The sequence below is a fragment of the Gottfriedia sp. S16(2024) genome, from assembly GCF_050473765.1.
Classification (GTDB): domain Bacteria; phylum Bacillota; class Bacilli; order Bacillales; family Bacillaceae_G; genus Gottfriedia.
In genome coordinates, this window is sequence record NZ_JBFLUO010000001.1 from 959,577 (window position 1) to 972,763 (window position 13,187).

Below are 13,187 nucleotides of genomic sequence, written 5' to 3' on the forward strand. Positions count from 1 at the left end.
CATCTCGTCCAAATGAATGCAAGCATTTCTTTACAAAAAATTAACAAAAAGTTTTATCTGTACTTTTATAGTGTATTTATTTAAATAAGTTAATCGTATTTCCCTTTATACAGTTACACTTTTTTAAGAGTGTCATCTGTTCCTAAATTATTCTTCAAAAGCTACAAGTTTGTTCGATCTGGACTATCCCTATAGGGACTAGGAACACTCCTCATCCAAGAATGTAGGCAATTGACTTTTCTGTCTTTTATGGGAAGCAGCTACCCGTATAATATAAGAAATTAAAAATCACCATTATTGTTTACTTAATGATTATTCAACAATTTGGTACGTTGATCGTAATAATATTGTAGTAAAAATGTGGAATTGATCAGACATTTAGTTTGGAAATACTAAATAAGCAGTTAAAATAGCAAACCTAAACAAAATTAGAAGAGTGCCATTTCAAAATGAGAACATTAAAATATTAGGAATAAGCATTAATCTATTCTTTTTCTTCTTTACTAATGGATCCATTACTTATACAGCTATTTATAGAACTCCTAACAGAAACTATTGAAAAGAAATTCATAACTTTCTTTATAAAGCTCAACCTAATTAAAGCTGGATTACTTGAAATACCATTTTAATGCATTCGTGTACAGGATTTTATCAATAGCCTTTTCATCAAATAGCTGTTGAATTAATTCAATATCTGTATATTCAAAAGGTCTTTTAGCTCTTGTAGATGGCAAATCTGAACCAAACATAAGCGCATCAGGATTTGTCTCATATATGGACCTTAAAGTTTTTTCAACATTCAGTTCCACACGCCCAAAACCTGTTGCTTTTACGTGTATGCCCTTATCTACTAATTTTAATAAATGAAGTAATCCTTCTTCTGACAATCCTAAATGGTCAATTGAAATAGCAGGTAACTTCTCAATAATTGATGCAATTTCAGGTAACTCTTTTGCATCAATATAAAGTTCACTATGCCATCCGACTAAATCGTAAACTCTTCTTGCAAAGTAATCGAGCTTTGATCTATCTTCTGAACCACCTCGTTTTATATTAAAACGTAATGCCTTTACCCCTTTTTCATTTAAGCTTATAATCTCTTCGTCTGTTACAGTAAAAGGTAATTGAGTTACGCCGCAAAATGTTGTGCCCATTTGTTTAAGTGCGTTTAATAAATATTCTTGGTCAAATCCTTGGAAAGAACCGGATACTATCGCTCCTCCTAGTACATTTAAATCAGTAGTTTCATTCTGGTAATCTTCTACAACATAGTTGGGTGGCAAATATCCTTGGTTTTCGATAATTGGAAAATTAAAATCAATAATATGAAAATGTGCATCAAAAATTCTCATTTCATTTCCCCTCTCTTTTCTTTAACTTATCAAAGATGGTTCATAAAGAAAAATATGAATTATTTATGCAAACTCATAATTTTTTCTTATAGCTCTATACTGCTAATAGCTAAATAAGCACTATACAGCGAATTTTTATAAGCGAAAATTATCGTAAGTAGCTGTCATTTGGAAAACAAAAGACGAGAAATGGAACTCCTTAATATTATGTTTTGTATATTTCATTGCTACGAACATCCACAATCAAGGTAATTGTCGAGATACTTTGTTGTTTCACCTTTAAATCATTTTATCAATTGTTCCAAATGTGAATTAAGAGCATTACCGTTTTGTAAGCTTGAATCGTTTAAAAAATAAAGTTTTAAATGCAATAATAAAAAAGAACCATGTCAATTTAAAGGTGCAAGCTAGATAACCCGTAAATTGACATGGAACCTCATTCATATATTCCAACAAAAAAAAGCATCAACTTAATAGCTGATGCTTTTCGTTTACCAGGCGACGTTCTACTCTCACAGGGGGAAACCCCCAACTACCATCGACGCAAAAGAGCTTAACTGCCGTGTTCGGTATGGGAACGGGTGTGACCTCTTTGCCATAATCACCTGATTTATAGAGTTGTACTTCATACCCTCAAAACTAGATAATGTCATGATCAAACTTGTTAGTTAAGTCCTCGACCGATTAGTATCAGTCAGCTCCACGTGTCACCACGCTTCCACCTCTGACCTATCAACCTGATCGTCTCTCAGGGGTCTTACTAGCTTAACGCTATGGGAAATCTCATCTTGAGGGGGGCTTCATGCTTAGATGCTTTCAGCACTTATCCCTTCCACACATAGCTACCCAGCCATGCTCTTGGCAGAACAACTGGTACACCAGCGGTGTGTCCATCCCGGTCCTCTCGTACTAAGGACAGCTCCTCTCAAATTTCCTGCGCCCACGACGGATAGGGACCGAACTGTCTCACGACGTTCTGAACCCAGCTCGCGTACCGCTTTAATGGGCGAACAGCCCAACCCTTGGGACCGACTACAGCCCCAGGATGCGATGAGCCGACATCGAGGTGCCAAACCTCCCCGTCGATGTGGACTCTTGGGGGAGATAAGCCTGTTATCCCCGGGGTAGCTTTTATCCGTTGAGCGATGGCCCTTCCATGCGGAACCACCGGATCACTAAGCCCGACTTTCGTCCCTGCTCGACTTGTAGGTCTCGCAGTCAAGCTCCCTTATGCCTTTACACTCTTCGAATGATTTCCAACCATTCTGAGGGAACCTTTGGGCGCCTCCGTTACTCTTTAGGAGGCGACCGCCCCAGTCAAACTGCCCACCTGACACTGTCTCCGAGCCGGATAACGGCTCTAGGTTAGAATTTCAATACAGCCAGGGTAGTATCCCACCGACACCTCCACCGAAGCTAGCGCTCCGGCTTCTCAGGCTCCTACCTATCCTGTACAAGCTGTACCAAAATTCAATATCAAGCTGCAGTAAAGCTCCACGGGGTCTTTCCGTCCTGTCGCGGGTAACCTGCATCTTCACAGGTACTATAATTTCACCGAGTCTATGGTTGAGACAGTGCCCAAATCGTTACGCCTTTCGTGCGGGTCGGAACTTACCCGACAAGGAATTTCGCTACCTTAGGACCGTTATAGTTACGGCCGCCGTTTACTGGGGCTTCAATTCAGAGCTTCTCCCGTAAGGGATAACCCCTCCTCTTAACCTTCCAGCACCGGGCAGGCGTCAGCCCCTATACTTCGCCTTGCGGCTTCGCAGAGACCTGTGTTTTTGCTAAACAGTCGCTTGGGCCTTTTCACTGCGGCTCTCCCGGGCATACACCCAAAAGAGCACCCCTTCTCCCGAAGTTACGGGGTCATTTTGCCGAGTTCCTTAACCATAGTTCTCTCGCTCACCTTAGGATTCTCTCCTCGCCTACCTGTGTCGGTTTGCGGTACAGGCACCTATTTCCTCGCTAGAAGCTTTTCTTGGCAGCGTAGAATCAGGAACTTCGGTACTATATTTCCCTCGCCATCACAACTCAGCCTTATGATGTGCGGATTTGCCTACACATCAGCCTAATTGCTTGGACGCGCATATCCAGCAGCGCGCTTACCCTATCTTTCTGCGTCCCTCCATTGCTCAAACGGAAATGAGGTGGTACAGGAATATCAACCTGTTGTCCATCGCCTACGCCTTTCGGCCTCGGCTTAGGTCCTGACTAACCCTGGGAGGACGAGCCTTCCCCAGGAAACCTTAGGCATACGGTGGACGGGATTCTCACCCGTCTTTCGCTACTCATACCGGCATTCTCACTTCTAAGCGCTCCACCAGTCCTTACGATCTAGCTTCAACGCCCTTAGAACGCTCCCCTACCACTGATACCATACGGTATCAATCCGCAGCTTCGGTGATACGTTTAGCCCCGTTACATTTTCGGCGCAGAGTCACTCGACCAGTGAGCTATTACGCACTCTTTAAATGGTGGCTGCTTCTAAGCCAACATCCTGGTTGTCTAAGCAACTCCACATCCTTTTCCACTTAACGTATACTTTGGGACCTTAGCTGGCGGTCTGGGCTGTTTCCCTCTTGACCACGGATCTTATCACTCGTAGTCTGACTCCTATGGATAAGTCATTGGCATTCGGAGTTTGACTGAATTCGGTAACCCGTTGGGGGCCCCTAGTCCAATCAGTGCTCTACCTCCAAGACTCTAACACATAAGGCTAGCCCTAAAGCTATTTCGGGGAGAACCAGCTATCTCCGAGTTCGATTGGAATTTCTCCGCTACCCACACCTCATCCCCGCACTTTTCAACGTGCGTGGGTTCGGACCTCCATTCAGTGTTACCTGAACTTCATCCTGGACATGGGTAGATCACTCGGTTTCGGGTCTACGACCACGTACTATATCGCCCTATTCAGACTCGCTTTCGCTGCGGCTCCGTCTCTTCAACTTAACCTTGCACGGGATCGTAACTCGCCGGTTCATTCTACAAAAGGCACGCCATCACTCGTTAACGAGCTCTGACTATTTGTAAGCACACGGTTTCAGGTTCTCTTTCACTCCCCTTCCGGGGTGCTTTTCACCTTTCCCTCACGGTACTGGTTCACTATCGGTCACTAGGTAGTATTTAGCCTTGGGAGATGGTCCTCCCAGATTCCGACGGAATTTCACGTGTTCCGCCGTACTCAGGATCCACTCAAGAGGGAACGAGGTTTCAACTACAGGGTTTTTACCTTCTTTGACGGACCTTTCCAGGTCGCTTCATTTACCCCGTTCCTTTGTAACTCCGTATAGAGTGTCCTACAACCCCAAGAGGCAAGCCTCTTGGTTTGGGCTATCTTCCGTTTCGCTCGCCGCTACTCAGGAAATCGCTATTGCTTTCTATTCCTCCAGGTACTTAGATGTTTCAGTTCCCTGGGTCTGTCCTCAGTACCCTATGTATTCAGGTAAAGATACTACTCCATTACGAGTAGTGGGTTCCCCCATTCGGAAATCTCCGGATCAAAGCTTACTTACAGCTCCCCGAAGCATATCGGTGTTAGTCCCGTCCTTCATCGACTCCTAGTGCCAAGGCATCCACCGTGCGCCCTTTCTAACTTAACTAATTTTAAAACTAATTGAATTAAACTTACGCAGTTTAATGAATGACATTATCTAGTTTTCAAGGTACAAAGTTGAGAGTGAACTCTCAAAACTAAACAAAACAATGAAGAAACATTTCATACATGAACCATCGGTTCATGATGTCTCCATAGAAAGGAGGTGATCCAGCCGCACCTTCCGATACGGCTACCTTGTTACGACTTCACCCCAATCATCTGTCCCACCTTAGGCGGCTGGCCCCTAAAAGGTTACCCCACCGACTTCGGGTGTTACAAACTCTCGTGGTGTGACGGGCGGTGTGTACAAGGCCCGGGAACGTATTCACCGCGGCATGCTGATCCGCGATTACTAGTGATTCCGGCTTCATGTAGGCGAGTTGCAGCCTACAATCCGAACTGAGAATAGTTTTATGGGATTAGCTCCACCTCGCGGTCTTGCAACCCTTTGTACTATCCATTGTAGCACGTGTGTAGCCCAGGTCATAAGGGGCATGATGATTTGACGTCATCCCCACCTTCCTCCGGTTTGTCACCGGCAGTCACCTTAGAGTGCCCAACTAAATGCTGGCAACTAAGATCAAGGGTTGCGCTCGTTGCGGGACTTAACCCAACATCTCACGACACGAGCTGACGACAACCATGCACCACCTGTCACTCTGTCCCCGAAGGGAAAGCCCTATCTCTAGGGTTGTCAGAGGATGTCAAGACCTGGTAAGGTTCTTCGCGTTGCTTCGAATTAAACCACATGCTCCACCACTTGTGCGGGCCCCCGTCAATTCCTTTGAGTTTCAGTCTTGCGACCGTACTCCCCAGGCGGAGTGCTTAATGCGTTAACTTCAGCACTAAAGGGCGGAAACCCTCTAACACTTAGCACTCATCGTTTACAGCGTGGACTACCAGGGTATCTAATCCTGTTTGCTCCCCACGCTTTCGCGCCTCAGCGTCAGTTACAGACCAGAAAGTCGCCTTCGCCACTGGTGTTCCTCCAAATCTCTACGCATTTCACCGCTACACTTGGAATTCCACTTTCCTCTTCTGCACTCAAGTTTCCCAGTTTCCAATGACCCTCCCCGGTTGAGCCGGGGGCTTTCACATCAGACTTAAGAAACCGCCTGCGCGCGCTTTACGCCCAATAATTCCGGACAACGCTTGCCACCTACGTATTACCGCGGCTGCTGGCACGTAGTTAGCCGTGGCTTTCTGGTTAGGTACCGTCAAGGTGCCAGCTTATTCAACTAGCACTTATTCTTCCCTAACAACAGAGCTTTACGACCCGAAGGCCTTCATCGCTCACGCGGCGTTGCTCCGTCAGACTTTCGTCCATTGCGGAAGATTCCCTACTGCTGCCTCCCGTAGGAGTCTGGGCCGTGTCTCAGTCCCAGTGTGGCCGATCACCCTCTCAGGTCGGCTACGCATCGTCGCCTTGGTGAGCCGTTACCTCACCAACTAGCTAATGCGCCGCGGGCCCATCTATAAGTGATAGCTAAAAGCCATCTTTCAATAAAGGAACAGGAGTTCCTTTATGTCATCCGGTATTAGCTCCGGTTTCCCGAAGTTATCCCAGTCTTACAGGTAGGTTGCCCACGTGTTACTCACCCGTCCGCCGCTAACTAACGGGAGCAAGCTCCCATTAGTCCGCTCGACTTGCATGTATTAGGCACGCCGCCAGCGTTCGTCCTGAGCCAGGATCAAACTCTCCATAAAAGTTAAGTTTAAATCTTGTATTGCTCAAAAAACTAATAATTGACGTTTACTTCATGTTTTGTTTAGTTTTCAAAGTTCACTTTGTCGCTCAGAAGCGACTTTAATATAATAACATTTTGTCGAATCACTTGTCAACAACTTATTATATTGTTTTGTTGTTCTCACTTGGTTTGTCGTGACAACATAAACAAATATACCATCTTGTCCAAATGATTGCAAGCATTTCTTTTATAAAAAGTTTACAAAAATAATTTACGTAAATTTCAAACAAATTAATTAGTTAATTGTACAACTAGGTATAAGTACAAGCACAAACTATCCATCTTCCATAGATTAGTACAAGAAAAGGAGGAATTGTTATGCAATGTAATGAAGCCCATCAATTATGTAATAATTTTAGAGGGCAGGTTGTACGCATTTTCGATAAAGAAGGAAACGAGCATGTTGGCCGTATTACTAGAGTATCTGAAGATCGAGTTTTTATTGAACCAGTCAATCAAAATCGTCAGAACTCTAATTTTAATAGATCATCCAATCGTAATAGAAGTAACATGAACAGAAACCAATCTAATAGAGATTTCTCAGAAAGAAACTTTTCAAATAGAAGTTTCCGCAATGAAAATCGTTTTGATAATATGTTTGGTAATCGCAATGAGGAAAGATTTGATAATCGATTCGATAGAAGATTTGACAGAAGGTTTGATAGAAGAGACGAAAGAAGAGACCATAGAGATTTTGACGGAGATGGATTTAGATGCGGATTCTTCGGCTGTGGGTTCGGTATTTCAATTGCACTCGGTTTTGTTGCAGGAGTCGCATTAGCAGCATTATTCTTTTTTTAATAGTTCAATAAAATCTTATATTCAATTACTGTGGGTATGTCTCTTTAGTCAATTGCTGACTTTTGAGACACCCTTTTATTTTATGGGTTAACTTCCTCTCATTAGTTAAAGAATAAAAGCATCGTATATATGAATAGGAGTTATCATGAAAAGAATCATTCAAGTCGTAATTATTATATTCATACTTCGCTTATGTACATATACTTTTACAATTTCCAAAACATTTTTAAACATAAATAAAGTGGAGATTAATAAGCATTTTCCAATCTATCCACATGGTGACCGGTGATTTATAAGGTATACTTAGATAAATACATTATTAATGACGAAGGTGAGGATCCTATGCAAATAGAATCATTAATAACTGATTTATCAAACTTGAATTTAATTAGCAAAAAAGAAATTAAGTACACTCAACTAACCGGCGGAACATCAAGCAGTATATATCTTCTAAGTACTAGAATAAACGAGAGTAAATATATTATTAAGTTAAATGATCCTCGTATACTAGAATCAGAAGCATATTTTCTTAATTTCTATAACAAAATAGATTTATTACCCAATTTACTATTTGCAGAAAAAACATTTAAATACATAGTTTATCCATTCATTCCAGGTAGCACAAATTATGTTAGAAATAATAAAACAGAATTACTAGTAACACTTGTTGAACAGTTAATAAATAATTACGAACCCTACCCTAATGCTCCAGGTTGGGGATGGGCAGAAGATTTATCGAATTCATGGTCAGATTTTCTATTGAGTAGAATGACAGAGTCTCATAAAACTCTAGATTCGCATTTAGATAAGAAAGATCATACACTTATCTTTTCTATTATAAACAATTCAAATCAAGTCACTTATCATGGTGAACCCTTTTTATTACATGGTGACTGTGGTATACACAATTTTATTTTTAACAAAGGAAAGTTAAGTGGAATTATTGATCCTACACCAGTGTTTGGTGATCCACTTTATGATTTAATATATGCATTTTGTTCTTCTCCAGATAATCTAACCAAAGAAACAATATCTACCGCAGTCAGTCATTTGAAATTTTTACAAAATATTGATTCTCACATAATCTATAGAAACGTAATAGTTGGATTATACTTTAGGTTAGCTACATGCATAAGACATCATCCAAATGATTTAGATGAATATTTAATAGCTTGGAATTATTGGACTAGCTTGGTTAAATCTACATAATACTTTTGAATATAATAGTCTGATACCTAAGTATTAATCCGATCATGGTAAACGAGAATTTTGTACATTCAAACAAAAAAGATAAGCTATTATGCTTATCTTTTTCTACATAAAAATACTCTATATCCTAACACATCTTTATAACGCACTAGTATTTCTTGAAATCTATGAAGCAATTCAATTCCTTCAGGTGGTAACTTTTGAAATGCTAGTGAATCAGTGGGATTTGTTGATGTATTCATTATTGTATTTCCTTTGAGAATTTTATAGTCTCTAAAGCCCCCTTTGATTAATGCTTGTTCCCACTCTCTTACCGTTTTTACTTTTGAAATACCATAAACATCCTTTATTTCACTTTCTTCTTGTAGTGTTAGTGATCTCTCAGATGTCATTTCTATGGCAAGAAAATAACCACCTTTTTTTAACACTCTTACATATTCTTGTAATGATTTATCTACATTTGTGAAGCTTGTTACTGATTCTGAAATGATAATATCAAATGAATTATCCTTAAAAGGAAGGTTTTCTGCACTTGCTTGATGCAGAGTAACTGGGATTTTCTTTTTGTTAAATCGTTTTCTTGCATTGGCCAGCATCCGACTGTTTATATCGATTGTTGTAATTGAGCATTTGTAACTTTCATATAAATAGCTAGCAGTTTTACCTGAACCGCAACCAACTTCTAAAACTTGGCTAGCTGATGTCAGTGGAAGAAATCTTAATGTTTTTTTAGTTAAATCAAACCCACCTGGATGTGCATCTTCTATATTTAACGTAGCGATTAAATCTATATAAGAAAATTTCCTCATATCAAGACCCCAATCATGTAGTTTGGTATAGTCTATTCATTTAAGCATTAATTTGTTTTGTTTTCTTGAAAATGAGTTTTCCTTAAATCAAAAACATCAGCATTTAGGCTGATGTTTTAGTTTTTATAAAAAGTACAATAATGTGCTGAATTAAAACAGCCGAAATATTACTCCCCGTTACTTCTCATTCCTTTTTGAATCTTTCGAAGTGCCTTTTTCGAACCTCGTTCAATATCGTGCTGTAATTTTCTTGTCGCATAATCAACAAATAACGTATCTATGTCATATCCCTCTGGATAAAGTTCAGCAGCTTTTACTTCTAAAGATATTCGTTTTTCATTCACTTCTAAAAATTCACCATTGTAAAAAACAATGAGATTATAGAAATTATCGATTTCTTTATAGACTATGCCAAAGTTATCAAAATCTAATAATTTTACTCGATCACCTTTTTGATAGTTAACCTTTTCATCAGCTTTCAATTTGACAATCTTTGGTTTCCTTATTGCACTTTCTTTTACTCTTTCTAATTGATATTCTTTATTTTCCATATATTCTTTCGCTCTTTGAAGTACATTTTCGCGAATATTCATTTTCTTAGATATCCATAGGGCATTACTTTCCCCTGATTTCCCGATTATTAACTTATACATTGGCTCTAGTGTTTCACTATTAAATCGCATTGCTGCATTCATAAAATCAGTATGCATTTCTGAAAAACGTTTAATTTCACCATAATGGGTAGTTGCAACTGTAATACATCCCATAAGATAAAATTCTTCCAATATAGAAATTGCTAGTGCTGACCCTTCATTCGGTTCCGTACCACTTCCTATTTCATCAAATAGTAAAAGTGTATTATTATTAGAAACTCCCATAATATCTGAAAGGTTTTTCATATGTGATGAAAATGTGCTTAGTGCATTTTCTATACTTTGATTATCTCCAATATCAACAAAAATCTTTTCAAATACTGCAATTTCAGTCCCCACGTCTCCGATAATATGGAAACCTGACATTGTTGCTAAAGTTAGTAAGCCTATTGTTTTCAGAACGACTGTCTTTCCACCAGCATTAGGTCCCGTAATGATTAAACTTCGATAACTTTCCCCTATCTCAAAATTAAGTGGAACAACATTACCTGTTAATAGTGGATGTTTACAATCAACTAACTTTATATATCCGAAGTCATTTAATTTCGGCTCTACTCCACCAATATGTTTGCTAAATTTAGCTTTGGCAAAAACCATATCATATTGGCTAATTAATTCCATATTTATATTTATTTCATAAATTTTTTCTAAAATCATTCCTGAGAGAGTAGCTAATATTTGATATTCTTCCATTGCCTCTTCAGCCTTTAGGCCTGCTAACTCACTGTTTAATTTAGTTACTGTATTCGGTTCGATAAAGACTGTTGACCCTTTAGAAGAAACTTCAATAATTGATCCAGGAACTTGCTTTTTAAAGGAAGCTTTAATTGGTATCGTATATCTGTCATCTTTCTTACTTATAAAAAAGTCTTGAATATACATTTTATTTGCACTACTACTTAGAAATTTATTTAAACGATCTTTAATTTTCTCTTCAACTGATTCAATATTATTACGTATACGTTTAAGATCCTTACTTGCCGCAGAATCAACGCTGTTTCCTTTAATTGAGAAGTTAATCTCATCTTCAATACTTATAAATTCACTCATTGAGTTTGCGTAAGAAGAGAGAATTGGGGCAAAAAATACGTTATCTTGCATAAACTTTTTAATTCTTCTACACCCTCTTAAAAAGTCCGAAATACTGATTAAATCACTTGGATCTAATATCATACCCTTTTCAAGATTTTGAATTATATTTTCAATGTTAGAAACACCTAAAAATGGTACATGTCCTTCTGCATCTAATATTGCCCGAGCTTCAGTTGTCTCATTTAATCTATTTTTAACGACTTTTATATTGGTACTAGGTTCTAACTGATTTATCAATTTTTTACCTAATCCACTTATACAATAAGATTTTACTATTTCTTTTAACTCGTTATATTGTAATTTTTCAAATGTTATATTGTTCAATTTTAATTCTCCTCTTTAATATGATTTTATCGATCATAAATGGAGATACCTACCCGTTAGATTCCAATGAAATTATTTATAGAAATAAAGAGCTTTTTTTGCCCGAAACAATATAAAAAAGCTGCAGAGATACCACAGCTTTAATCACATTACAAGGCAATCATAATTGAAATATAGTTAAATAAGCTATTACAGAATAGCCATACTAATTTCTTTATGCGCATTATAAAGTATTGTAGGTATCTTCATAGGTTTGAAATAAATACATGACAAAATTAAGGGTACGAATTCTACAAATTCCCCTTTTTTTCATCCTATTTATTTCATTTAATTTTTTCCTATTTAGAACCTACCGCACTCACAAAATGCACCTCATTTATTATTATGTTCATTGAAATCTAACTTATTGAAATCATCATACTATTTGTGAATTGAAAAGTAAAGATGATCTACATTATTTACTGTATGTGGTTAATAAAAATTTTCTACAACTTTTTATCATTCAGGTAAGCACTCACTTTAAGTTTCATACTCGTAGGCCAAATGTAAAAATTAATAAATGTATCTTCAAAATTTGTAGCAGAATAGAAATTTAGTTTAATAAGGATTAATCATTGTATAAAAACACACCATTTAATTGAATATTAAATATAAAAACTGGAGATTTAAAATGAAAAAGACAATAGCTCATCTTACTTTCAGTTTATTGTTCTTACTTAACTCGATTACTACAGTACACGGAGAAATTGCAAATCATTTATTTAGTACTAAGTCTGTTAGTTTTAAAGGAAGCGATAATAATTGGGAAGTTTTACACGAGATGACTTTAGTTGGAACTGATATCTTATTTCAAACAACTATAAAATATAAAGGAAAATTTGATAAAGATTTAATTAAGTCATACTCACACTATCTGATTAGTTATAATAATGGAACGATTGGAGGAGAGAAGTTTTTATTAAATCAATCTGGTGAATTTCACGGTAAAAAAAGAGAGTGTGGCGGATGTGAGTTTATTGATAAGGAAAAAGAAATATATTATGAAATTTACTGGAAAGATGCTATAAGTACAGTTATTTTAAAAAAAGTGGATAAACCAGGTGATTAACTTCTTTATAAAGTACTAAAGCTTGTAATTGTTACAGAAAACGAACTGTTATGAACAGTTCGTTTCAGAGTTTTGAAATATAAAATGGTCACTAGGGAAAACGGACATTAAATAAAAATTTATTAATGAAATTATCATTTTTTGGATGATCTATCTATTTTGGTTTTAAATGTTAACGTTTGAGCAATTTTATGATTCCAAAAGCACTAGTAAGGGATTTTTTCAAAAGTTAAAAATATTATGAGCTAATTTTCAGAAAAACAAATTCAATTAATTAGTTTATTAATTAGTGTTCGATATTAATTGACCTACAAACTGATTAATAAACAACTATTAGGATACTCTTAGTAAAGGCTATTTGATTAGGTTTTATTGCAGACTTTTTTTGATGAATAAGTTGATTGAAACGGAGGGATGCTCGACTCCTATGGGATATGCGGGAAGGCTGAGTCCCCGCAGGCTAGCCGAGGAGGCTAAAGAGTCTCGCCCCATG

Annotated in this window: 7 protein-coding genes and 3 rRNA genes; 4 read left to right on the forward strand and 6 right to left on the reverse strand. The window is 37.9% G+C overall.

What is annotated here, in order from left to right:
• Positions 1 to 608 precede the first annotated feature (608 nt).
• The 4 genes from AB1282_RS04415 to AB1282_RS04430 form a co-directional block, all read right to left on the reverse strand.
• Positions 609 to 1,352 (reverse strand): amidohydrolase family protein, encoded by a 744-nt coding sequence (locus AB1282_RS04415; protein WP_056473544.1) that lies wholly within the window; start codon positions 1,350 to 1,352, stop codon positions 609 to 611.
• A gap of 493 nt (positions 1,353 to 1,845) precedes the next feature.
• A 5S ribosomal RNA gene (gene rrf / locus AB1282_RS04420) occupies positions 1,846 to 1,961 on the reverse strand.
• 55 nt (positions 1,962 to 2,016) lie between these two features.
• Positions 2,017 to 4,954: ribosomal RNA gene (locus AB1282_RS04425) — 23S ribosomal RNA — on the reverse strand.
• 152 nt (positions 4,955 to 5,106) lie between these two features.
• A 16S ribosomal RNA gene (locus AB1282_RS04430) occupies positions 5,107 to 6,657 on the reverse strand.
• Together the 16S, 23S and 5S rRNA genes form the textbook arrangement of a ribosomal RNA operon.
• Positions 6,658 to 7,016: 359 nt before the next feature.
• Here AB1282_RS04430 and AB1282_RS04435 point away from each other — a divergent pair.
• The 3 genes from AB1282_RS04435 (at position 7,017) to AB1282_RS04445 (ending at position 8,708) form a co-directional block, all read left to right on the forward strand.
• A complete protein-coding gene (locus AB1282_RS04435; protein WP_056472111.1) occupies positions 7,017 to 7,499 on the forward strand; it encodes a hypothetical protein in 483 nt (160 codons plus the stop codon).
• Between the two features lie 145 nt (positions 7,500 to 7,644).
• Positions 7,645 to 7,788: a hypothetical protein gene (locus AB1282_RS04440; RefSeq protein WP_429898587.1), complete on the forward strand. Its 144-nt coding sequence runs from the start codon at positions 7,645 to 7,647 to the stop codon at positions 7,786 to 7,788.
• Between the two features lie 53 nt (positions 7,789 to 7,841).
• Positions 7,842 to 8,708, forward strand: coding sequence for an aminoglycoside phosphotransferase family protein (locus AB1282_RS04445; protein WP_429898589.1), 867 nt, complete (start codon positions 7,842 to 7,844; stop codon positions 8,706 to 8,708).
• Between the two features lie 95 nt (positions 8,709 to 8,803).
• Here AB1282_RS04445 and AB1282_RS04450 read toward each other — a convergent pair whose 3' ends face one another.
• Complete coding sequence (locus tag AB1282_RS04450) at positions 8,804 to 9,517, reverse strand: class I SAM-dependent methyltransferase (protein ID WP_056472116.1); 714 nt, start codon at positions 9,515 to 9,517, stop codon at positions 8,804 to 8,806.
• 167 nt (positions 9,518 to 9,684) lie between these two features.
• Positions 9,685 to 11,586, reverse strand: a complete 1,902-nt coding sequence (locus AB1282_RS04455) for an endonuclease MutS2 (protein WP_429898591.1) — start codon at positions 11,584 to 11,586, stop codon at positions 9,685 to 9,687.
• A gap of 670 nt (positions 11,587 to 12,256) precedes the next feature.
• Between AB1282_RS04455 and AB1282_RS04460 the strand changes: the two genes are divergently transcribed.
• The gene (locus tag AB1282_RS04460) at positions 12,257 to 12,694 is read left to right on the forward strand and encodes a hypothetical protein (RefSeq protein WP_429898593.1); all 438 of its coding nucleotides are present in this window, start codon (positions 12,257 to 12,259) and stop codon (positions 12,692 to 12,694) included.
• Positions 12,695 to 13,187: the final 493 nt, after the last annotated feature.